This is a genomic window from Kitasatospora albolonga (assembly GCA_002082585.1).
GTDB lineage: Bacteria > Actinomycetota > Actinomycetes > Streptomycetales > Streptomycetaceae > Streptomyces > Streptomyces stephensoniae.
The window spans coordinates 5,083,340-5,104,866 of sequence record CP020563.1; the positions used below are offsets into that span (position 1 = coordinate 5,083,340).

Annotated in this window: 18 protein-coding genes; 11 read left to right on the plus strand and 7 right to left on the minus strand. The window is 72.4% G+C overall.

Annotation, left to right across the window (positions count from 1 at the left end; translation table 11 throughout):
- The first annotated feature begins 133 nt into the window (after positions 1-133).
- The gene (locus B7C62_22550; protein ID ARF74703.1) at positions 134-1,930 is read left to right on the plus strand and encodes a peptidase; all 1,797 of its coding nucleotides are present in this window, start codon (positions 134-136) and stop codon (positions 1,928-1,930) included.
- 409 nt (positions 1,931-2,339) lie between these two features.
- Here the strand turns inward: B7C62_22550 and B7C62_22555 are convergent, their stop codons facing one another.
- A complete protein-coding gene (locus B7C62_22555) occupies positions 2,340-2,642 on the minus strand; it encodes a chorismate mutase (protein ID ARF74704.1) in 303 nt (100 codons plus the stop codon).
- A 332-nt stretch (positions 2,643-2,974) separates the two neighbouring features.
- Between B7C62_22555 and B7C62_22560 the strand changes: the two genes are divergently transcribed.
- From B7C62_22560 to B7C62_22580, 5 genes are all read left to right on the plus strand, one after another.
- Positions 2,975-4,561, plus strand: a complete 1,587-nt coding sequence (locus B7C62_22560; protein ARF74705.1) for a GMP synthase (glutamine-hydrolyzing) — start codon at positions 2,975-2,977, stop codon at positions 4,559-4,561.
- Between the two features lie 136 nt (positions 4,562-4,697).
- The gene (locus B7C62_22565) at positions 4,698-5,306 is read left to right on the plus strand and encodes a hypothetical protein (GenBank protein ID ARF74706.1); all 609 of its coding nucleotides are present in this window, start codon (positions 4,698-4,700) and stop codon (positions 5,304-5,306) included.
- Between the two features lie 80 nt (positions 5,307-5,386).
- Positions 5,387-6,175 carry a class II aldolase/adducin family protein gene (locus tag B7C62_22570; GenBank protein ID ARF74707.1) on the plus strand — a complete coding sequence of 263 codons (789 nt, stop codon included), beginning with the start codon at positions 5,387-5,389 and terminating at the stop codon, positions 6,173-6,175.
- A 113-nt stretch (positions 6,176-6,288) separates the two neighbouring features.
- The gene (locus B7C62_22575; protein ARF74708.1) at positions 6,289-7,557 is read left to right on the plus strand and encodes a hypothetical protein; all 1,269 of its coding nucleotides are present in this window, start codon (positions 6,289-6,291) and stop codon (positions 7,555-7,557) included.
- Positions 7,558-7,680: 123 nt separating this feature from the next.
- Positions 7,681-8,199, plus strand: coding sequence for a hypothetical protein (locus tag B7C62_22580; GenBank protein ARF74709.1), 519 nt, complete (start codon positions 7,681-7,683; stop codon positions 8,197-8,199).
- On the opposite strand, the gene B7C62_22585 is transcribed toward B7C62_22580, so the two are convergent.
- Both B7C62_22585 and B7C62_22590 read right to left on the minus strand, forming a co-directional pair.
- A complete protein-coding gene (locus tag B7C62_22585; GenBank protein ARF74710.1) occupies positions 8,106-8,369 on the minus strand; it encodes a hypothetical protein in 264 nt (87 codons plus the stop codon). The two genes, B7C62_22580 and B7C62_22585, sit on opposite strands and share 94 nt — an antisense overlap.
- Positions 8,356-9,696 (minus strand): hypothetical protein, encoded by a 1,341-nt coding sequence (locus B7C62_22590; GenBank protein ARF74711.1) that lies wholly within the window; start codon positions 9,694-9,696, stop codon positions 8,356-8,358. Before B7C62_22590 ends, B7C62_22585 begins: the two co-directional genes overlap by 14 nt.
- Positions 9,697-9,923: 227 nt before the next feature.
- On the opposite strand from B7C62_22590, the gene B7C62_22595 reads away from it, so the two are divergent.
- Both B7C62_22595 and B7C62_22600 read left to right on the plus strand, forming a co-directional pair.
- Positions 9,924-11,222: a histidine kinase gene (locus B7C62_22595; protein ID ARF74712.1), complete on the plus strand. Its 1,299-nt coding sequence runs from the start codon at positions 9,924-9,926 to the stop codon at positions 11,220-11,222.
- Positions 11,219-11,914, plus strand: a complete 696-nt coding sequence (locus tag B7C62_22600; GenBank protein ARF74713.1) for a DNA-binding response regulator — start codon at positions 11,219-11,221, stop codon at positions 11,912-11,914. The genes B7C62_22595 and B7C62_22600 overlap by 4 nt, the downstream gene beginning before the upstream one ends.
- Before the next feature lie 34 nt (positions 11,915-11,948).
- On the opposite strand, the gene B7C62_22605 is transcribed toward B7C62_22600, so the two are convergent.
- On the minus strand, positions 11,949-13,040 hold the full coding sequence (locus B7C62_22605; protein ID ARF74714.1) for a hypothetical protein: 1,092 nt from the start codon (positions 13,038-13,040) through the stop codon (positions 11,949-11,951).
- A 265-nt stretch (positions 13,041-13,305) separates the two neighbouring features.
- Between B7C62_22605 and B7C62_22610 the strand changes: the two genes are divergently transcribed.
- Positions 13,306-13,659, plus strand: a complete 354-nt coding sequence (locus tag B7C62_22610; protein ID ARF74715.1) for a hypothetical protein — start codon at positions 13,306-13,308, stop codon at positions 13,657-13,659.
- A gap of 44 nt (positions 13,660-13,703) precedes the next feature.
- On the opposite strand, the gene B7C62_22615 is transcribed toward B7C62_22610, so the two are convergent.
- Positions 13,704-14,915, minus strand: coding sequence for a glycoside hydrolase (locus B7C62_22615; protein ARF77326.1), 1,212 nt, complete (start codon positions 14,913-14,915; stop codon positions 13,704-13,706).
- A gap of 434 nt (positions 14,916-15,349) precedes the next feature.
- Between B7C62_22615 and B7C62_22620 the strand changes: the two genes are divergently transcribed.
- A complete protein-coding gene (locus tag B7C62_22620) occupies positions 15,350-17,791 on the plus strand; it encodes a DNA helicase PcrA (GenBank protein ARF74716.1) in 2,442 nt (813 codons plus the stop codon).
- A gap of 91 nt (positions 17,792-17,882) precedes the next feature.
- Here B7C62_22620 and B7C62_22625 read toward each other — a convergent pair whose 3' ends face one another.
- Both B7C62_22625 and B7C62_22630 read right to left on the minus strand, forming a co-directional pair.
- Positions 17,883-19,715 carry a peptidase M23 gene (locus B7C62_22625; protein ID ARF74717.1) on the minus strand — a complete coding sequence of 611 codons (1,833 nt, stop codon included), beginning with the start codon at positions 19,713-19,715 and terminating at the stop codon, positions 17,883-17,885.
- A gap of 205 nt (positions 19,716-19,920) precedes the next feature.
- A complete protein-coding gene (locus tag B7C62_22630) occupies positions 19,921-20,784 on the minus strand; it encodes a lipase (GenBank protein ARF74718.1) in 864 nt (287 codons plus the stop codon).
- A gap of 282 nt (positions 20,785-21,066) precedes the next feature.
- Between B7C62_22630 and B7C62_22635 the strand changes: the two genes are divergently transcribed.
- Positions 21,067-21,480, plus strand: a complete 414-nt coding sequence (locus B7C62_22635; GenBank protein ARF74719.1) for a methylmalonyl-CoA mutase — start codon at positions 21,067-21,069, stop codon at positions 21,478-21,480.
- Positions 21,481-21,527 lie beyond the last annotated feature (47 nt).

Below are 21,527 nucleotides of genomic sequence, written 5' to 3' on the forward strand. Positions count from 1 at the left end.
GATAGCGGACGCCTCCTCGGAGAGCCGCAGGGCCGACCCCGTACGCTGCGGGATCGAAAGCCCGAGCGCGGGTCACGGTCCTGGTCACCGTGGCCCGCGGTCGCACAGCCCCTGCCGAACCCAGAGGTCCGCGATGAAACGCTTCTCCCCGCGCACCGCGCCGCTCCGCAGGGCGGGCGGCCTCGCCGCCACCGCCCTGCTGCTCGCCGCCGGTCCGCTCACCGCGGCCACGGCCGTCGCCGCCCCCGCCCGGCCCGCCGCCCCGGCGGCCGTCCTGGGCGGGCCCGCCGAGACGGCCCTGCACCCGTACGCGAAGGGCGGCGAGCAGCGGCGGTCCACGGCCGCCATCACGGTCACCCGCCCCACGGAGGAGCCCGAGGGGGCGGGGGAGGCGGAGGGAGCCGGGCAGGCCGAGAGGGCCGGGGGAGCCGGGCAGGCAGCGGGGCCCGGGGGGCAGGGAGAGCAGAACACGGGCTACGAGGGCGAGTTCACCGTCACCTTCGACCTGACCGGGATCGCGGGCATCGCCGACCTCTCCTTCGACGAGCAGCCCGGCGTGACGTGCAAGACGACCGGGACCCGGTCCGCCGTCTGCACGGGCCGCGGCATATCGCCCGGCGTCTCCACCGTCACCGACCTCGTCCTCAGCGCCGCCGCGGACAGCCGACAGGGCGCCACCGGCACGGTCCGGGTCACCGGCGAGGCCGGGGGAGCGGCCTTCACCCCGTTCACCACCCGGGTCACCGTCGGCGGCCCCGACCTCGTGATGCACGAGCTCCCCTTCGAACGGGAGCTGACCCCCGGGCAGAAGCAGCAGGCGCCGATCACCTTCACCAACCGGGGCAGCCGCGACGCCGACGGGGTCGTTCTCACCCTCCGGTACTCGCGCGGCCTGGACATCCCGCAGCGCTACAGCAACTGCGCGTACGCCACCGACGACCCGAGCTGGACCACGGCCCGCTGCTCCGTCGAGGGCGCCTTCGAGGCGGGCGCCACCTACACCCTGGCCGCCCCGCTGACCCTGGAGGCCACCGCCCGCGCCTACCGCGACATCTTCGGGTACGGCATCCACGAGCGCGGCCCGGAGCGGCGCGCGGCCTCCCCCCGCGCCACACACCTGTCGGGCGCCGTGCTCAGGGCCGTACCGGCGCGAAAGCCCCTGGCCGCCCGGGGCGCGGACCTCGAACCGAGCGACAACGAGCACGAGGCCGACTTCCGTACGGCGAACACGGCCGACTTCGTCGCGTACGGGGACACCGCCTCCGGGGCCGTCGGCACCACGGTCACGGCGGACCTCGGGTTCCGCAACGACGGCCCGGCCTGGATCGGGCACCTCCGGTCCGGCGAGAGCGTGGCCGCCGTCGACTTCACCGTCCCGCAGGGTGCGACGGTCACCTCCGCGCCGAAGGGCTGCCGGGGCGTGACCGCCGAGGGCACGCCCCGCGCGGACCAGACCACCCCCGCCCCGCGGTACGTCTGCCCGGCCCCGGCGACCGTGCGCGACGACGGCGGCCTGGACCTCTCCTTCGGGCTGCGCATCGACCAGGTGCTGATCGGCGCGGTGGGCAGGGTGGCGGTGCGCGGCCCGTGGCTCCGGGCGCCGGGGCTGCCGTTCGACCCGGAGCCGGGGAACAACACGGCGCGGGTGGTGCTGAACGGGGAGAGCGGCGGCGGTCCGTCGCCGTCCCCCGTCCCTCCGGCGGGAGAAGGGCCGGGTGCGGGTTCCGGAACGAACCCTTCCCCCACGGCCACCCCGGGGGCGGGCAGCACGGTCGCGCCCGGTACCGCGCAGAACACCGCCACCGGAGACGGCGGCAGCCTGGCCGCCACCGGATCGCCGACGGCGACGGCCGCGGCGGGCCTGGCGGTCACGGCCCTGACGGTGGGCCTGGTGCTGTTCACGGCGGCAAGGCGCCGACGGAGGGCCTGAGGGCCTGACGGTGAAGCGGGGGAGGGGAACGGCCTCCGAGCGGTCCGACGAGCGGTCCGAGCCGGGGGGAGTGGGGAACGCCTCCGCCCCGTGCGTACGCACGTCCCGTACGTACGTCCCGATGCGGCCGACCCGGGCGTCCCCGGGTACGGCCGCACATGGGGTGACCGGGCTGCTGTCCCCTGCGGACCGGTCACTTGCGCCGGGATGTGGTCCCACGACGTACCTTCGGTACGTCACACGTCCCGGCGGAGCCACGCGTGGTTTTCTTACCGATGCCGCCCCTGGTTGGCACGGACACCGGGACCAACGAAGCCACCTCGGTCCCGGTCACGCGCCGTACGGGTGAGACGGGCACCGAACGCAGATACGGTCCTGCGCCCCCGGGGCCGGCCCTCGGAAGCCGGCCTCACACCCGGCCCCGGCACAGCTCCAGCAGGGTCATCGCCAGCGCGGTGCCCGGCTTGCCGAGGGCGTCCCTGTAGTGGCTGAGCACGGCCGTCTCGCGGGAGAGGTTGACCCGTCGGCCGCCGGAGGTGATGCGGGCCTCCTGGATCACCGCCGAGACGGCCATCCGTTCCTGGATGAGACCGATGATCCGGTCGTCGAGGGCGTCGATGCGCTCGCGGGCGCCGCCGATCAGGGCGGCGGCCTCGTCGGTGCGGGCGCCGGTGGCCGCTGTGGTGTCCGTGGCGGTGGTGGTGCTGCTCATGGTGGTGACTCCCGGTGGGTCGGTGGCCCCCGGGGCGACGGGCCCGGACAAACGCAGAGCGCCCCGGGCCTGATGGCCCGGGGCGCCTGGAACGTTGCTTGTCAGTTGCTCAAGCAGCACGACCATGGCAGCCGGCGGGCCGGATGCCATAGGTAAAGACGAAGGTCGTGTGCTGACGCATGGGGGACAGTATGGCCCCGGCCCGGCGGCCCCGCCAAAGCGGGGCCCGGATCGTGAGACGCGGGCCCCCGTGGCCGACCGGCGGAGGGCCCGCGCACGGCCGGTAGAATCGGAAGAACCGACCCCCTTCACCACCGCCGGAAGGCCGCCCCGTGCCAGCAGCACCCCCCGCCGCCCCCGACGCCACGGCCGACGTGGTCCTCGTCGTCGACTTCGGCGCGCAGTACGCCCAGCTCATCGCCCGCCGCGTCCGTGAGGCCCGGGTCTACAGCGAGATCGTGCCGTCCACCATGCCGGTGGCCGAGATGCTGGCGAAGAACCCCCGCGCGATCATCCTCTCCGGCGGTCCGTCATCGGTCTACGCGGAGGGCGCCCCCTCCCTGGACCGCTCGCTCTTCGAGGCCGGGGTCCCCGTCTTCGGCATGTGCTACGGCTTCCAGCTGATGGCGACCACCCTCGGCGGCACGGTCGACGACAACGGGGCGCGGGAGTACGGCCGCACCCCGCTGCACGTCACGAAGGCGGGTTCGACGCTCTTCGAGGGCACGCCCGTCGAGCAGCCGGTGTGGATGTCGCACGGCGACGCCTGCTCGGCGGCGCCCGAGGGCTTCACCGTCACCGCCTCCACGGACGTGGTCCCGGTCGCGGCCTTCGAGAACGACGAGAAGAAGCTGTACGGCGTCCAGTACCACCCGGAGGTCCTCCACTCCACCCACGGGCAGCAGGTCCTGGAGCACTTCCTCTACCGGGGCGCGGGCATCGAGCCGAACTGGACCACGACCAACGTGGTCGAGGAGCAGGTCGCCCTCATCCGCGAGCAGGTCGGCGACAAGCGCGCCATCTGCGGCCTCTCCGGCGGCGTCGACTCCGCGGTCGCGGCCGCGCTCGTCCAGAAGGCCATCGGCTCCCAGCTCACCTGCGTCTACGTCGACCACGGCCTGATGCGCAAGGGCGAGACCGAGCAGGTCGAGAAGGACTTCGTCGCCGCGACCGGCGCGAAGCTGAAGGTGGTCGACGCCGAGAAGCGCTTCCTCGACGCCCTGGCCGGGGTCTCCGACCCGGAGCAGAAGCGGAAGATCATCGGCCGCGAGTTCATCCGCGTCTTCGAGCAGGCCCAGCTGGAGATCCTCCAGGAGGAGGGCCCCGAGGTCGCCTTCCTGGTGCAGGGCACGCTCTACCCGGACGTGGTGGAGTCCGGCGGTGGCACCGGCACCGCCAACATCAAGTCCCACCACAACGTGGGCGGCCTCCCCGACGACATCGAGTTCCAGCTCGTCGAGCCGCTGCGCCAGCTGTTCAAGGACGAGGTCCGGATGGTCGGCCAGGAGCTGGGCCTCCCCGAGGAGATCGTCCAGCGCCAGCCGTTCCCCGGCCCCGGCCTCGGCATCCGCATCGTCGGCGAGGTCACCAAGGACCGCCTGGACCTCCTCCGCGAGGCCGACGCCATCGCCCGCGAGGAGCTGACGGCGGCCGGCCTGGACCGCGAGATCTGGCAGTGCCCGGTGGTCCTCCTGGCCGACGTCCGCTCGGTCGGCGTCCAGGGCGACGGCCGCACCTACGGCCACCCGGTCGTGCTGCGCCCGGTCTCCTCCGAGGACGCCATGACGGCGGACTGGTCGCGCCTGCCGTACGAGACGCTGGCGAAGATCTCCACCCGCATCACCAACGAGGTCGCCGACGTCAACCGCGTGGTCCTCGACGTGACGAGCAAGCCGCCGGGGACGATCGAGTGGGAGTGACCTCCCGGGTTCGCGTGAACCCGTAGGGCCTCCTGGTCAACGTTGATGCCGTCGCTCATTCGTTTGGGCGGCGGCATTGTCGTATCGGCTGGGTACGCTGAGTGAAGAGACGAGACTTCGGTGTATGGGAGCAATCATGAGCGCCGCACCCGACCCCAGGCTCGAACAGCAGCCGTACCGGTGGCCCGTCCCGCCGGAGGGCGGCTGGACGGCGGACGACCTCGACCGGATTCCGGGCCTCCCGCCCCACACCGAGCTGATCGACGGGAGTCTCGTCTTCATGAGTCCGCAGACCGCCTTTCACGGGCGTGCCATGCGTCTGTTCGAAAATGCCCTCCTGGACCAGGCGCCGGCTGACCTGGACGTCCTGCGTGAGATGACCATCAGGCTGGACGAGAGGAACCGGCCGGAGCCGGACGTGCTGGTGTTCCCCGCCGAGGCGAACACGGGGCCACGCCAGACATGGTTCCGTCCCGAGGACGTCGTGCTCGCCGTCGAGGTGGTGTCCGACGACTCGGTACAGCGTGACCGGGAGGTCAAGCCCCGCAAGTACGCCGCTGCCGGAGTGCGGCACTTCTGGCGGGTGGAAGCGGACGAGGAGGGAGTACCGGTCGTCTACGTCTACGAGCTCGACCCGGCTCTCAAGGTCTACGTACCCACGGGCATCCACCGGGACAAGCTTACGCTGACCGTCCCCTTCCCTCTGGAGATCGACCTCACCGCGATCAACCGCCGCCGCCCCTAGCCCGCCCCACCCCTTCCCCTCACCCCCACCCGCCGGTAACTTCCGGTCCCGTACGCCCCCGGGAAAGTGAGGAGTCCGCCATGTCCGAGCCGCCCGCCGTGCCCGCCCCCGCACCCGTCCCCGTGGAGCAGCTGCACTTCGCGATGCCGCCCGTGCACGCGTCGCCGGACGAGGAGCGGACGTACCGCAGGCGTCGGCTCGCGGGGGCGTTGCGGCTGTTCGGGCAGTACGGGTACGAGGACGGGGTCTCCGGGCACATCACCGTCCGCGATCCGGAGCTGGACGACTGCTACTGGGTCAACCCGTTCGGGGCGCCCTTCGCCGACATCGCCCCGCAGGACCTGATCCTCGTCAACGGCGACGGACAGGTGGTCCAGGGCCGGTTCCACGTCAACCAGGCCGCCTTCGCCGTCCACGCGGCCGTGCACCGGGCCCGGCCCGGGGCCGTCGCCGTCGCGCACACCCACTCCACGCACGGGCGGGCGCTGGCCGCGCTGGGGGAGCTGATCGAGCCGATCACCCAGGAAGCCTGTGCGTTCTACGAGGACCATGTCCTCCACGACACGTACACGGGCGTCGTCGTGGACGAGGAGGAAGGGCGGCGGATCGCCGCCGCGCTCGGTGAGCGGAAGGCGATCATCCTGCGCAACCACGGGCTGCTGACCGTGGGCGACTCGGTGGACGCGGCGGCCTGGTGGTTCTTGACCATGGAGCGCGCCTGCCAGGTGCAGCTGCTGGCGCGGGCCGCCGGGAAGCCCGTGCTGATCGACCACCGGGACGCCGTCACCACCCGTGAGCAGCTCGGCAGCGACCTGGTGGCGTGGATCAACTACCAGCCCCTGTGGCAGCGGATCAGTCGAACGTTCTGACGGCTGCCCGCCCCCGGCCGCCCCGATGCGCGGGGCGGCCGTCCTGTACGGCACAATTCGCTGGTATCACAGGTGAGTTGGCTGTACCGGGGTGGGAAAGGGTGTAAATCTCCGTGGCGTTGGACGAGGCAAGGGCGAGCGGTACGCACGGAGGGGGCTGTACGTGCGGCGACTGCCCGCACGGAGCACGCGAGGGACACCGGCGCGCGGTCGCCGCGTTCCTGGCCAAGCGGGACGAACTGGCCGCCGGGAACGGTCTGCCCGCCGGGGTCGCCCAGTCCGCCTCCGCCTCCCGGCAGTGGGTCTCCGACGAGCTGACCGAGTCCGCCCGGACCGTCGCCGAACGGGGCCGGGCCGCCGGGGACGTCTGGCTCCACCAGGTGTGGCGGTCCACCCTGTTCGTCGTCTGGGGCGCGGTGCTCGCCCTGCTCGTCGGCGCGAGCCTCACCGCGATCGGGCCCGGCTGGACCACCGCCCGCACCGCCGCGCTGGCCGCCGCGTTCGTGACCGCCCTCCTGCTGACCGCCGCCGCCCGCTTCCACCGGGCCCGGGGCGGCCTCCTCGCCCCGCTGATCGGCGAGGACAACCGGCTCTCCACGTCCAGGACCGTCGCCGCCGCCTGGGTGCTCCTCGCCGTCTTCGCCGTTCTCGTCCTCGCCCTCCAGTTGGCGGGTGCCTCCGACCCGGCCGACCGTGACGCGCTGATCGAGGGGCTCGACCTGGTGCGGTCCGTCGGGGTGCTGACCGTGCTGGCGCTGGTGTGCGCGGTCGCCGTCGTCGTACGCCGGGTGGTGACCGTACGGGTGCTGGGCCAGCGGCTCCAGAAGCTGCGCGCGGACCGGCCGCGGGCCGCCGATCTGCTCACCGACGACTCGGGGCGCGGCTCGTTCACGGATGTGCAGTACGTGCTGGTCAGCGCCGTCGCCGTACTGTTCGCCGCCGTCCGGCTGGCCCGCCGCCCCGAGCAGCTGCCCGATCTGCCGTGGGGGCTCGCCTTGCTGGTGGCGGTCTCGGCGGCGACGTACTTCGCGGGCAAGTACGCGGAGGGCGGCCGTCCGGTCGTGCTCTCCGTCGTACGGGCTCGGGAGGCTGGGGACCTGGACGCCCCGATCCGGACCGGCGACGACATCGAGATCCGGGGCGCGGGCTTCGTACCGCCCGGCGCGGGCAGCCCCGACCGGCTGGCCCGGCTCGTCGTCCGGATCGGCACGGTCCATGTCCACGTACCGCTGATCCCGGTCGCCGGAGGCTTCGCCAACCCGACCGACACCGTCCTCACCGTGCCGGTGCCGGTCGAGGTCGAGCCGGGGACCGTGGACGTCCAGGTCGTCACCGCCGCCGGGGTGGAGACCAACCGCTGCTCCATCGATGTGACGGACTGACCGCATCCGCTTCCCTGCTCCCTTGCAATTTCTTCCGCTGATTGCCCCGCAACCCTGGTGAGCGCCGCCGGACCGGCGTACGTATGGTCGGATGACGGGTCTTCGGGAAGCGGGGCAGCGGTGATGAGCGGTTACGGCGGCGACAGCGGCGGTTCGTACGGTCCGGACGAACCGAAAGGGCTGCGCGAGCGGGCGCGGGAGTACGCCCTGCTGCCGCTGCGGATCTTCCTCGGCGTCACCTTCGTCTACGCGGGGCTCGACAAGCTGACGGACAGCGCGTTCCTCTCCGCCACCGGCTCCGGCTCCATCGGCGAGACGATGAGCGTGGTCCGCGACTCCGCCGCGGTCCCCGCCCTCGTCGACCTGGCGCTCAGGAGCCCCGAGGGGTTCGGTTACGCCATCGCGATCGGCGAACTCCTCGTCGGCCTCGGCACCCTCGTCGGCCTCTGGGCCCGGCTCGCCGCGCTCGGCGGCGCGCTGATCTCGCTGAGCCTGTGGCTGACCGTGAGCTGGCAGACGACCCCGTACTACTACGGCAACGACCTCCCCTACTTGATGGCGTGGCTCCCCTTGGTGCTCGCGGGCGCCCCGGTGTTCTCCGCCGACGCCTTCCTCGCGTCCCGGCGCCGCCGGACCAGGTAGGCGGCCCAGGTCGCCGCGGCGGAGAGCCACAGCCCGCCGAGGAGCACCGGCAGGAAGAAGGCCCAGGGGATCTTCCATGCCCCGGCCGCGTCGGCCGCGAACCCCCCGGCCAGGGCCAGCATCGACAGGCCCAGCACCGCCCGCCCGGGCCGGAACTCATGACGCAGCACGGCTGACCTCCACCTGTCCGAGTCCTACCTGCACATCCAGCTCGACCGTCCCGGACGGCCCGGCGCCCTCGGGCGGTGCCAGGGTGCGCTCGATGGTCTCGTCGCTCCTGATCCGGAGCTGCTCCCGCTGCCCCTCGTCCAGCCGGACCTCCCCGAGCCCCATCTTGGCCCGCACCTTCACCGTCACGTCCTCCGGGACGACGACGACGACCCGCCCGGCCCCGATCTCCACCAGGGTCCGTACGGTCTCGCCCCGGGGGACCTCCACCCCGGACAGGTCCAGCCGGACGTCACCGCCACCCAGCTGGTACACCGGCTCCACGGCGGCCACTTCGGAGGGGCGCCACTCCTTGCGGGCCCAGTCCGTGCTGATGTCCTTCGGCACCAGCGTCGCGCCCGCCAGCAGCACCACCGTCACCATCGCCAGCAGCACCGTGCCGAAGCCGGTCCGCCCCAGCAGGGAGGAGACCAGCAGGCCGAGCCCCAGGACGGCGAGGGCGGCCACCAGGCCGATCTGGAGCACCGTGCCCAGCGGCTGGTCCGGCCAGCTCAGCCAGATGCCCAGCGCGCCCGCCGCCAGCGCGGCGGAGAAGGTGAGGCCGCCGATCGAGCGCGGCCCCGGCGGGGCGGGCGCCGGACCGGGCGGGCGGAACGGGGCGTCGGGGCTGGGGCCGTGGGCCAGGACCGTCTCCCGAGCCGCCTCCAGGTCGATGTCCGAGGGGCCCCACAGATAGCCCGTGCCGACCGGGCCCGTCGTACCGTCCTTGACGATCGGGTCGCGCCACCACGACGGACCGCCCGGCTTCGGCGGGGCCTTGACCTCCGGCGGAGCCGTACCGAGGCCGCCTGGGTGCGCGGGGGCCGGGGCCGGGGGCGCGCCCGGTGGGTCCTCCGGGGGCGCCGCCGACCGGCGGGCCTGCGTCCACACCGCGAAGCCGACGACAGCCACCGACAGCAGCGCGGCGAACGCCAGCATCCCCCGGTTGCCCAGCATCGACAGGAAGAGCCCGCAGCCGATCAGCGCCAGCAGCAGCGCCACCAGGGACGCCCCGTCGACCCGGCCCGACAGCAGTCGGCGCGCCTCGTTCTCCTCCTCCCCCTCCAGGGGCAGCAGCAGCCAGGCGAAGCCGTAGAAGATCAGACCGATGCCGCCGGTCACCGAGAGGACGCCGAGCACGATCCGGAAGATCACCGGGTCCACGTCGCAGTACCGGCCCAGGCCGCCGCAGACCCCGGCCACCACCTTCTGCCGCGGGCTGCGCCGCAGCTGCGGTGGGGGTGCGTCGGGGGGCGCGACGCCGGGGGCGGCGTCCGAAGGAGCGGTCATACCCCCATGGTGACGGCCCGCACCGCCCGACGGGACCCGCGCCGACCCTGGCCGGTCCCTGATTTTGCGCCGGGCCTTCCCGCAGGGGTGCCGGGGGTGCCGGGGCGACGGGGCTCCGGGGCGACGGGGGTGGGGCAGGCATCAGGGTCGTCCGGTGGGAGCCCTCAGGGTCGATCAGGGGGACTACCCTGATGCCTCGCGCCCCCGGGCCGTGTGACGATCGGGGTATGCCAGCCGCCACCGCCCGAGCCGCGCACAGCTCACTCGCCTCCGACCCGGAGGAGCCGCCGCTGCGCAAGCTGTACCGCAGCGCCGACGGGCGGATGCTGGGCGGCGTCGCGCGCGGGCTCGCCGGTCACCTCGGGCTGCCGGTCGCCTGGGTCCGGTTCGTCTTCCTCGGGCTCTTCCTCAGCGACGGCCTGGGTGCCCTGCTGTACGCGGTGTTCTGGATCGTCGTCCCCCTCGGTGTCGGCGGTGTCGGCGACGCCCACCCCCCGCGCTCGGTCTTCGAGACCGCTCCGGACGGCCGCCGTCGGCTCCGCAAGCCGGACCCGGGCCAGGTCTTCGCGCTCGTCGCCCTGCTCGTCGGGGCCGTCGCCTTCGTCTCCAGTGTCGACATGGGCAGCGAGGCGGACCGCTACATCTGGCCGACGCTCCTGATCGGCGCGGGCTCCGTCCTGGTCTGGCGCCAGGCGGACAACGCCCGGCGGGCCCGCTGGATGGAGGTCGGCCGCCGCCGTCGGCTGCTGCACCTGGCGCGCGCCCTCGCCGGGGTCGCCCTCGTCGGCCTCGGACTCGCCGTCTTCATGGTGGTGCGCGGTTCGGCCGCCCAGCTCGGCAACGTCCTGACCGCCGCCATCGCCGTCCTCACCGGCATCGCCCTGCTCGCCGGTCCCTATCTCGTCCGGATGACCCAGGACCTCTCCGAGGAGCGCCTGATGCGCATCCGGGCCCAGGAGCGCGCCGAGGTCGCCGCCCACGTCCACGACTCCGTCCTGCACACCCTCACCCTGATCCAGCGCAACGCGGACGACGGCGGCGAGGTCAGACGCCTGGCCCGCGCCCAGGAGCGCGAGCTGCGGAACTGGCTCTACAACCCCGAGGGCACCGGCAAGGACGAGGACGACGAACCGGAGACCCTCGCCGAGGCCGTGAAGCGGGCCGCCGCCGAGGTGGAGGACAAGCACGGCGTCCCCCTGGAGGTCGTCGTGGTCGGCGACTGCCCCCTCGACGACAAGCTGGGCGCCCAGATGCAGGCCGCGCGCGAAGCGATGGTCAACGCCGCCAAGTACGGTGGCGAGGGCGGTGCCGTCCAGGTCTTCGCGGAGGTCGAGGGCACCACGGTCTTCGTCTCCGTACGGGACCGGGGTCCGGGGTTCGACCTGGACGAGGTTCCCGCCGACCGGATGGGCGTACGAGAATCAATCATCGGCCGGATGCAGCGCAACGGCGGTACTGCCCGGCTGCGTTCGGTGCCCGGCGGGGGCACCGAGGTCGAGCTGGAGATGGAGAGGGCGAGCGAATGACCGAGAACACCGAAGCCACCGGGGGCCCGGAGCGACGGGTACGGGTCGTGCTCGTCGACGACCACCGGATGTTCCGCACCGGGGTCCAGGCCGAGATCGGCCGCACCGAGGAGACCGGCGTCGAAGTGGTCGGCGAGGCCGCCGACGTCGACCAGGCGGTCACCGTCATCACGGCGACCCGCCCCGAGGTCGTCCTCCTCGACGTCCACCTCCCCGGCGGCGGCGGCGTCGAGGTGCTGCGCCGCTGCGCCCCGCTGATGGGCGCGGCCGACGACCCCGTCCGTTTCCTCGCGCTCTCCGTCTCGGACGCGGCGGAGGACGTCATCGGCGTGATCCGGGGCGGCGCCCGCGGCTATGTCACCAAGACCATCACCGGCACCGATCTGGTCGACTCCGTCTTCCGGGTCCAGGAGGGCGACGCGGTCTTCTCCCCGCGGCTGGCCGGCTTCGTCCTGGACGCCTTCGCCTCCACGGACGCCCCGCCGGTCGACGAGGACATGGACCGGCTCACCCAGCGCGAGCGCGAGGTGCTGCGGCTGATCGCCCGGGGGTACGCGTACAAGGAGATCGCGAAGCAGCTGTTCATCTCGGTGAAGACGGTCGAGTCCCATGTCTCGGCGGTGCTGCGCAAGCTCCAGCTCTCCAACCGGCACGAGCTGACCCGCTGGGCGACGGCGCGACGGCTGGTCTGAGCGCGCCGGGCCCGAGCCCCCGGGGCTCGTGGCCTCACGCCACCCGGGTGGCCCCCGCGAAGGGCATCTGATCGATGGGCGCGATGCGGACCGGCGCTCCCGGGCGTGGGGCGTGGATCATCTGGCCGTTGCCGATGTAGAGGCCGACGTGGCTGATCCCCGAGTAGAAGAACACCAGGTCGCCGGGGGCCAGTTGGGAGCGGGAGACCCGCTGCCCGGCGTTGATCTGGGTGTAGGTGGTGCGGGGCAGGCTGACGCCCGCCGCCCGCCAGGCCGCCTGGGTCAGCCCCGAGCAGTCGAAGGCGTTCGGGCCGGTCGCGCCCCAGACGTACGGCTTGCCGATCGCCCCGTGCGCGAAGGAGATGGCCCGGGCCGCGCGGGTGCCGGAGGCCGGGGGCGCGGGGGCGGCGGCCGGGGTGCGGGCGGTGGAGCGGTCGGCGTGGGCCGGGCCGCCGCCGTGGCGGGCGTCGGCGGAGCGCTCGAAGGCCGCGCGTTCCTCGGCGGTGAGGGTGGCCAGGAGCCTGCGGGCGTCGGCCAGCCGGGTCTGGACCGCGGTGCGGTGCCGGTGCAGTTCGGCCCGGCGGGCGGCGAGCGCCTCGGTCTCCCGGTCGGCGCGGGCCTTGACCCGGGCGAGGCCGGAGAGCTGCCGCCGGACGCCGCTGAGCAGACCCGCCTGCCGGTCGCCCGCCCGGTCCAGATAGGCGGACCGCTCCAGATAGGTGTCGGGGTCCGAGGAGAGCGCCAGCTGTACGGCGGGGTCGAGGGCGCCCGTGCGGTACTGGGCGGTGGCCAGCGAACCGAGCGCGTGGCGGGCGGTGTTGAGACGTTCGGTGCGGCGCGCGGCCTCGTCGGCCAGGGCGTCGACGGCCTTCGTGGCGGCAGCGGCCTTCTCCTTCGCCCCGTTGTACTTCTCGGTGGCGACCTCGGCGTCGTGGTAGAGCCGGTCGACCTTCGCCCGGGCCTGGGCGGCGGTGGGGGCGGGCTCGGCGGGGGCGGCCCCGGCCCCGGTCGCCGAGGTGGCGGTGGCGGCCCCGGCGAGCGCCAGGGTGGCGGCGGTGCGGGCAGCAGGGCCGGAGAACGGGCGCTGCTTGGGTTTCCGGTGAGCGGATTTCCGGTGCGCGGCCACGGGGGCGGCATCCTTCCTGTCGGCTGCCCGCCGGGGGATACCGGCAGGTCCGCCAGGGACGCTAATCCGGGCGCGCGGAAAAGGTTCGCCATGACAGCTATTGCCCGGATGTGACGTTTCAGCACCGCCGGATGACCGGTGACGCAGAGGTGGAGCTGATCATTCCGGCAGCTTCGGGCGCGCGGCGTACAGTTCCGGCGAAGGCGTCAAGGAAGGCTTGCCTCACTGCTGGGTAAAGTTTTGGCCATGGCTAGGCTCCGGAGCCATGGACGTACTCATCAATGTCTTTGTCGCCCTGCACATCATCGGCATCGCCTCCCTGCTGGGCGGCTTCCTGACGCAGATGAAGGCCATCGGCGCGGGCACCGCACGCTTCGTGCCCGCCATGCTGCACGGCGCGCTGACCATGCTGATCACCGGCGTGGCCCTGGTCGGCCTCAACGAGTCCGACGGCCAGGCCGTGAACAACATCAAGATCGGCGTGAAGCTGGCGCTCCTCGTCGTCATCCTCGCGCTCGTCTACGTCAAGCGGGACGAGGAGAAGGTCGAGAAGGGCGCCTTCGCGGCGGTCGGCGCCCTGACGGTCGCCAACATCTTCATCGCCACGCTCTGGACCTGAGAGACCCGGGTGGCAGCCCGCCGAGGGCTGCCACCGCACACCCCCTAAGCCGGACGCACGCTGCCGTAGATCGGCATGGAGTAGATCGACTCCTCGCGGACGTTCGTCCCCGGCTTCGGGGCGTGGATCATCATCCCGTCGCCCTTGTAGATGCCGACGTGGCTGATGTCGTCGTAGAAGAAGACCAGGTCGCCGGGCTGAAGATCGGACGTGGCGACCCGGGTGCCCACCTTCACCTGGTCCCAGGTGGTCCGGGGCAGCGTCACGTTCGCCTCCCGCCACGCCGCCTGCGTCAGCCCCGAGCAGTCGTACGAGGACGGGCCCGAGGCCCCCCACACGTACGGCTTGCCGATCTGGGCGCGTGCGAACGCCAGCACCTGCTCGGCCTTGGCCGCGTAGCCGCTGCCAGCCCCGGCGCCCGCCCCCGTACCCGTACCGGCGCCCGGGCCCGTCCCCGTACCGCCGCCGTTGCCGGAGCCGGAGCCGTTGTCCCCGCCGGACTCCTTCGCGGCCTCCTCGCGGGCCTTCTTCTCCGCCTCCTCGCGCTCCTTCTTCTCGGCGGCCTGGCGGGCGGCCAGCTTCTCCGCCTTCTCCCTGGCCTCGGCCTCCTTCTTGCGCTCCAGCTCCGCCAGCCGCGCCTTCTCCTCGGCGGTCAGCCGCGCGAGCAGGGTCCGGGCCTCGGCGAGCTTGGTCTGCACGTTCTGCTTGCTGGAGCGGAGTGTGGCCTGCGTCTCGGTGAGCGACTCCAGGCTCTTCACGGCCTCCGCGCGCTTCTTCGCCGCCGCGGCCTGCTGCGTACGGAAGTCCTCGACGGCCTTCTGCTGCCGTTCCGTCGACCGGCTCATCAGCCGGCTCTGGTCGAAGTACGCCTGCGGATCGTCCGCCAGGAAGAAGGTCGCGGTGGGCGCGATGCCGCCCGTGCGGTACTGCGCCGCCGCGTAGGACCCCAGCTCCCGGCGCGCCTCGTTGATCTTCTCGGTCCGCTTCGCCACGTCGGAGAGCAGCGTGTCGACCTTGGTGCGCTGGGCCGTGGAGGCGGCCTTGGCGCGGTTGTACTGCTGGGTCGCGCTGCCCGCCTGCCGGTAGAGCTCGTCGACCTTCTTCTGCACGTCCTCGACGGCCGGCTTCGGCTCGGCGGGCGCCGCCGTCGCGTTCTGCGTGGAGAGCAGCGTCACGGAGGCCAGCGCGGCCGTCGTGAACCCGACGGCGGGGGTGGTGGTGCGCACCTTCGTGCGCGGCTTGCGATGCGATGCCAAGACCGGCATCTCCTTCCGTGGACCGCCTACCGGGTTAGCTGTCGGGTTCGGACGGGAACGGAAGGCTGTCCTACGGTCCGTCATGCGCGGGCACGGACCGATTCACCCCGGTTACGCGTGTGGGTCCCCGGTTCCGAACCGCCGGGAGGGCGGCACGGATTCGGCAGAGGTGACCGTGAGACGCGGTTCGCCTCAGGGAGCTACGGATCACCTGACCGAGCACGCTAGCCAACCCGGCCCGCCGCTGGGAAGGAGGATGAGCGATATGCCCGATACATTTTCGTGACCTTTTCCCGTCCCGGGCCCCGCACCCCCTCCGACCGGGCACTCCTTCACGGAACGTCGACGTCCGCTCTCCGTCCGTACGGGCCCGGGGAGCTGCGTGCGGCCTTCGGCCGAACGTTGTCAGTGCGGCCCCCTAGACTCGGAGGGCGATGAGCAGCCTCTTTGACGACAACTTCCTGACCGGCCTCCAGCCCGCGGAGGACGGCCCGCCGCCGCCCCCCGAGGACCACGCACCCGAAGCGGTGCCGGAGGGACTCTTCGAGGGCGTCTTCGACGCGCCCCCGCCGCCCCGCGACGGGTATTACCGGGACGGCCACCCGCGCCCCGTCATCGACTCCGCCGCGCTGCTCGAAGGGCTGAACACCGAGCAGCGCGCCGCCGTCGTGCACGCAGGGTCCCCGCTGCTCATCGTCGCCGGGGCAGGCTCCGGCAAGACCCGGGTGCTGACCCACCGCATCGCCCACCTGCTGGCCGAGCGCGGGGTCCACCCGGGGCAGATCCTCGCGATCACCTTCACCAACAAGGCCGCGGGCGAGATGAAGGAGCGCGTCGAGCAGCTCGTCGGCCCGCGCGCCAACGCCATGTGGGTCATGACCTTCCACAGCGCGTGCGTCCGCATCCTGCGCCGCGAGTCGAAGAAGCTCGGCTTCACCTCGTCGTTCTCGATCTACGACGCCGCCGACTCCAAGCGCCTGATGGCCCTGGTCTGCCGCGATCTGGAGCTGGACCCCAAGCGCTATCCGCCGAAGTCCTTCACCGCCAAGGTCTCCAACCTCAAGAACGAGCTGATCGACGAGGAGACCTTCGCCGGACAGGCCGCCGACGGCTTCGAGAAGACGCTGGCCCAGGCGTACAGCCTCTACCAGGCCCGCCTGCGCGAGGCCAACGCGCTGGACTTCGACGACATCATCATGACGACGGTCCACCTCCTCCAGGCGTTCCCGGATGTCGCCGAGCACTACCGCCGCCGCTTCCGTCATGTCCTGGTCGACGAGTACCAGGACACCAACCACGCCCAGTACACGCTGGTGCGGGAGCTGGTCGGCCCGGCCGGAGAGGCCGCCGACGCCCCCGCCGAGCTGTGTGTCGTCGGTGACGCGGACCAGTCGATCTACGCCTTCCGGGGCGCGACCATCCGCAACATCCTCCAGTTCGAGGAGGACTACCCGGACGCGAAGACGATCCTCCTGGAGCAGAACTACCGCTCCACGCAGACGATCCTCTCCGCCGCCAACGCGGTCATCGAGCGCAACGAGAGCCGCCGCCCCAAGAACCTGTGGACCAACGCCGGCAGCGGTGCCCGCATCACCGGTTATGTGGCCGACACCGAGCACGACGAGGCCCAGTTCGTCGCCGACGAGATCGACCGGCTCACCGACAAGGGCGACGCCAAGGCGGGCGATGTCGCCGTCTTCTACCGCACCAACGCGCAGTCCCGTGTCTTCGAGGAGATCTTCATCCGCGTCGGCCTGCCCTACAAGGTCGTCGGCGGTGTGCGCTTCTACGAGCGCAAGGAGGTCCGGGACGTCCTGGCCTACCTCCGCGTCCTCGCCAACCCCGAAGACACCGTCCCGCTCCGCCGCATCCTCAACGTGCCCAAGCGCGGCATCGGCGACCGTGCCGAAGCCATGATCGACGCCCTGTCGCTGCGCGAGAAGATCTCCTTCCCGCAGGCCCTGCGCCGCGTCGACGAGGCGTACGGGATGGCGGCCCGCTCCTCCAACGCCGTCAAGCGCTTCAACACGCTGATGGAGGAGCTCCGTACGATCGTCGAGTCCGGTGCCGGGCCCGCCGTCGTGCTGGAAGCGGTGCTGGAGCGTACGGGCTATCTCGCCGAGCTCCAGGCGTCCACGGACCCGCAGGACGAGACCCGTATCGAGAACCTCCAGGAACTCGCCGCCGTCGCCCTCGAGTTCGAGCAGGAGCGCGGCGACGAGGAGGGCACCGGCACGCTCGCGGAGTTCCTGGAGAAGGTCGCGCTGGTCGCCGACTCCGACCAGATCCCCGACGAGGACGAGGACGGCTCCGGCGTCATCACGCTGATGACCCTGCACACGGCGAAGGGCCTGGAGTTCCCGGTCGTCTTCCTCACCGGCCTGGAGGACGGCGTCTTCCCGCACATGCGGGCCCTCGGCCAGACCAAGGAGCTGGAGGAGGAGCGGCGCCTCGCGTACGTCGGCATCACCCGCGCCCGCGAGCGGCTCTATCTGACCCGGGCCGCGATGCGCAGCGCCTGGGGTCAGCCCTCGTACAACCCGCCCTCGCGGTTCCTGGAGGAGATCCCGGAAGCGCACCTGGACTGGAAGCGCAAGGGCCCGATGGCCGCCCCGGCCGGACCCACCTCGGGCATCACGTCCTCGCTCTCCTCCTCACGCACCCGCTCCGGCCCCTCGGGCTTCGCGACCCGGCGGGGCACGGAGAAGCCGACGGTCACGCTGGTGGTCGGGGACCGGGTCACGCACGACCAGTTCGGGCTGGGCACGGTGACGGCCGTCGAGGGGGTAGGCGACCAGGCCAAGGCGACGGTGGACTTCGGCGACGAGCGCCCCAAGAAGCTGCTCCTGCGGTACGCGCCGGTCGAGAAGCTGTAGGACCCGGGACGCGTACGGGAAGAGGCGTACGCGAAGGGGGCGGGGCGGCTGTCGAAGCCGCCCCGCCCCCTTCGCCGTATGTACGTTCCCGTCAGGTCGGGTCGACGCCGTGGCTGCGCAGCCACGCCAGAGGGTCGACCGACGCACCGCCGCCGGGCCGGACCTCGAAGTGCAGGTGCGGGCCGGTGGAGTTGCCGGAGCTGCCCGCGTACGCGATGACGTCACCGGCCTTCACCGGGCCCGAGCGGATCTTGGTGCTGCTCAGGTGGCAGTACCAGGTCTCCGTGCCGTCGGCCATGGTCACGATCGCCATGTTGCCGTAGGCGCTGTTGTACTGGGTGCGCACGGTGCCGTCGGTCGCGGCCATCACCGGGGAGCCGTACCCCACGGGGAAGTCGATGCCCGTGTGCACGGACATCCAGTTGACGCCCGCCTGGCCGTAGTAGGCGCTCAGCCCGTGCTGCCGGACCGGCAGGACGAACTTGGGGCGCAGCGCCTCGCGGCGTGCGGCCTCCTCCTCGCGCTTCTTCTTCTCCGCCACCTGGCGCTGCTTCAGGTCGATGCGCTCCTGGGTGCGGCTCGCGCGCTCGCGGAAGTCGTCGCTGCCCTCGGAGAGCTGCTCCAGCTGGCTGTCGAGCCGCTTGTTCGCGGCGGCCACCGCCTTGACCGTGCTCGGGTCGGCGACGGCCAGGGAGGTGGTCTCCTCCGGCTTCTCCTCGCCGCCGATGCCGTTGACGGAGGCGGCGGCGATGCCAGCGACGCTCATCACGCAGGCGGAGGGGACTGCGACGGTCAGGAGGGCGGACCGCTTGGCGGGGGTGCGGCGGCGGCCCCGGCTGCGCGGGGTGGGCGTGCGGACCACCGTACGGTCGACGGAGAGCGGGGCTTCCGGAGCCCTGGCCGCGGTCTCGGCTTCGGCCTCGGAGGGGGCGGGGCCGCCCCGGTTCGGGGAGGGCGCGGTGTCCGGTACGAGGGCGGGGAACTCGGCCGTGCTGGAGACGGCCTCCCGCTCCTCGGCCGTACGGTCCGCTCCGGGCTCCTCGGCCGCTTCGGGGCCGTCCGCCTCGGGCGCCTGCTGTTCGTACAGCTGATGCGACGTCTGTTCGGGCTCGTACGCGGTCTCCCCGGGCGTGGCGCCGGAGTTCCAGGCGGTCGCGTCGTAGGCGCCGGTGTCGTACGTCCCCGTGTCGTACGCGCCCGTCCCCGTGTCGTACGAGCCCGTTCCCGTGTCGTACGTGCCGCTGTCGTACACCCCGGTGGTGAAGGCGGTGGTGGCGTACGCGCCGGTGTCGTCGGCCCCGACCGTCCCGTACGCGCCGGTGTCGTACGCGCCGGCGTCGTGTGCACCGGTCTCGTAGCCGTCCGTCCCGTAGGAGCCGTCGGCCGCGTAGGCGGTGCCCGTCCCGTACGTGGGGGCGTCGTAGGAGCCGGTGTCGTACGCGCCCGTCCCCGTGTCGTACGTGCCCGTCCCGTAGGGGGCTGTGCCGTACGTGGTCGCGGTGAACCCGGCGGTGGGGAACGCGCCCGTGTCGGTGGCCGCCCACTGGCCGGCCGGGTCCGGGTCGGAGGTCTGCTGCCAGGCGGGCGTCGCCCCGGTGTCCCACGGCTGGTGGGCGTCGGCGGTCGGTGCCGGGGAGGCGTACGTGTCGTACGTGACGGTCTGCTGCGCGCCCGTGTCCCAGGCGGAGGAGTCGTACTGCCCGCTGTGGCCCTGGTGAACGTCGTGGCCGCTGTGCGTGGGGTGGCCGCTCACGTCGGTGTAGGAGCCGTCGTATCCGGAAGTCGCTCCGGAAGCCGCGTAGTCCGCGGTGTCGCGGGTATCAGAACCGCCGTGGAGGGAACCGAAGAGCGGGTCGGTGTCGAAGCTACCGGTTGATCGGGTGTCGTACCCGACGGGCCCGGCGTGGGGGTGCTGGTCGTTCACCAACTTCTCTCTCGCCTCGGCAGCAGGACTGTTCTGGGTCCCGGTCAGGGGTGTCCCAGAGGGAAGCAGTGGCCGCGACTGTACCCGGCAGTATGTGAGGACGACAATCTTCGGCAGGTTTTGCGTCCTCAGGAAACGGGCAATCGGCCGTCTTTCGGTGGACGGCAGACAGAGGCTTGGCTCTATGTTCGAAGCGTGTTCTATTTCAAGCGGCGGAAGTCGTTCCGCTTGAGGCCGCTGTGGTCTCCCGCGTCTCCGGTGACTCCAGAGCCTCACGGACGGCGGTGGCGACCGCCGGGTGCACCGGCAGCGCGAGATGCCCGATCCCGGTGACGCGTACGTTCACCGCGTCGAGGTCGGGGTGGTCGACGCAGGCCGTCTCCACCGGGACCATCACCTGGTCCAGCTCGCTCCAGAAGCTGACGAACCGGGTCCGGCAGCCGGGGGCGGGGCGGCGCAGCTCCTCGATCAGCGTGGAGCCGCCGCGCATCTGCCGCACGATGGGGTGAATGCCTGCTCCGGGGGCGACGGCGGTGCCGCCGTGCGGTGTGCCGAGCGTGACGAGGGTGCGCACCCGGTGGTCGCCGCCCAGTCGTTGCACGTAGTAGCGGGCGATCAGTCCGCCGAGGCTGTGCCCGACGATGTCGACCTCGCGCTGCCCGGTGCGGGCGCAGACCTCCTCCACGTGCCGCCCGAGCAGCTCGGCGGCGGTGCGCAGGTCGCGGGTGAGCGGCGAGTAGTTGAGGGACGCCAGATGGCGGCGGCCGTGCCGGGCCAGGGAGCGGCGCAGCAGGACGAAGACGGAACGGTTGTCGATGAACCCGTGCAGCAGGACGACGGGCCGGTCGGCGCCGGGGGAGCGGGGCAGGGGGCCGGTGGGCGCCTCCGGCCGGGGGCGAGGGAGGCGGCGCTCCTGGGTGAGGCCGAAGGGGTAGGCGGCCAGATGGCCGGTGAGGACGACGAGCTCCAGCAGTGTGGCGCCGAGCAGCGCGGTCGACAGCCCGGGCCCCGGCAGGGACGGCAGGCCCGGGAGGCGGGGCGGTAGGGAGAGGAAAGGGAGGACCTTCACGCCGACCTCCTGCTACTGGCGTACGGGGAGGCGGCGACGTGCCGTACCACCGTGCCGTGCGGCTGGCGGCGCGGTGGTACGGCGACCTCGTAGCGGCTCCCCAGGCGGGTGTCCCGCGCGGCCGGACGGCCGCGTCATAAGGGGGACGACGCCTGGCGAACATGTCCCACGTGTGATTTCCCCCTCCCCGCCTGCCGCGAAACGGCGGCTTGCGGGATGCTGTGGATAACGTTCGTTCACATCCCCGGCCCTTCAGGCACGGGAGACCATGTGGAGGCAGTGATGGGTGTGACCGGTCCGATCCGTGTGGTGGTGGCCAAGCCGGGGCTCGACGGCCATGACCGCGGGGCTAAGGTGATCGCGCGGGCGCTGCGGGACGCCGGTATGGAGGTCATCTATACGGGGCTCCACCAGACGCCCGAGCAGATCGTCGACACGGCGATCCAGGAGGACGCCGACGCGATCGGCCTCTCGATCCTCTCCGGGGCGCACAACACGCTGTTCGCGAAGGTGATCGAGCTGCTCAAGGAGCGGGAGGCGGAGGACATCAAGGTCTTCGGCGGCGGGATCATCCCGGAGGACGACATCGCCCCGCTGAAGGAGCTGGGCGTGGCGGAGCTGTTCACCCCGGGTGCGACGACCACCGAGATCGTCTCCTGGGTGAACGCCAACGTCCGCCAGCCCGCACAGACCTGACGCACAGACCTGACGCACAGACCTGACGCACCGACCTGACGCACAGA

Excerpts from the sequence above, each read along its gene's own strand:
- B7C62_22610 (ARF74715.1), top strand. The coding sequence starts at position 13,306 with ATGGACGTACTCATCAATGTCTTTGTCGCCCTGCACATCATCGGCATC.
- B7C62_22620 (ARF74716.1), top strand. The coding sequence starts at position 15,350 with ATGAGCAGCCTCTTTGACGACAACTTCCTGACCGGCCTCCAGCCCGCG.
- B7C62_22590 (ARF74711.1), bottom strand. The coding sequence starts at position 9,696 with ATGACCGCTCCTTCGGACGCCGCCCCCGGCGTCGCGCCCCCCGACGCA.
- B7C62_22635 (ARF74719.1), top strand. The coding sequence starts at position 21,067 with ATGGGTGTGACCGGTCCGATCCGTGTGGTGGTGGCCAAGCCGGGGCTC.
- B7C62_22570 (ARF74707.1), top strand. The coding sequence starts at position 5,387 with ATGTCCGAGCCGCCCGCCGTGCCCGCCCCCGCACCCGTCCCCGTGGAG.
- B7C62_22555 (ARF74704.1), bottom strand. The coding sequence starts at position 2,642 with ATGAGCAGCACCACCACCGCCACGGACACCACAGCGGCCACCGGCGCC.
- B7C62_22580 (ARF74709.1), top strand. The coding sequence starts at position 7,681 with ATGAGCGGTTACGGCGGCGACAGCGGCGGTTCGTACGGTCCGGACGAA.
- B7C62_22565 (ARF74706.1), top strand. The coding sequence starts at position 4,698 with ATGAGCGCCGCACCCGACCCCAGGCTCGAACAGCAGCCGTACCGGTGG.
- B7C62_22550 (ARF74703.1), top strand. The coding sequence starts at position 134 with ATGAAACGCTTCTCCCCGCGCACCGCGCCGCTCCGCAGGGCGGGCGGC.
- B7C62_22600 (ARF74713.1), top strand. The coding sequence starts at position 11,219 with ATGACCGAGAACACCGAAGCCACCGGGGGCCCGGAGCGACGGGTACGG.
- B7C62_22595 (ARF74712.1), top strand. The coding sequence starts at position 9,924 with ATGCCAGCCGCCACCGCCCGAGCCGCGCACAGCTCACTCGCCTCCGAC.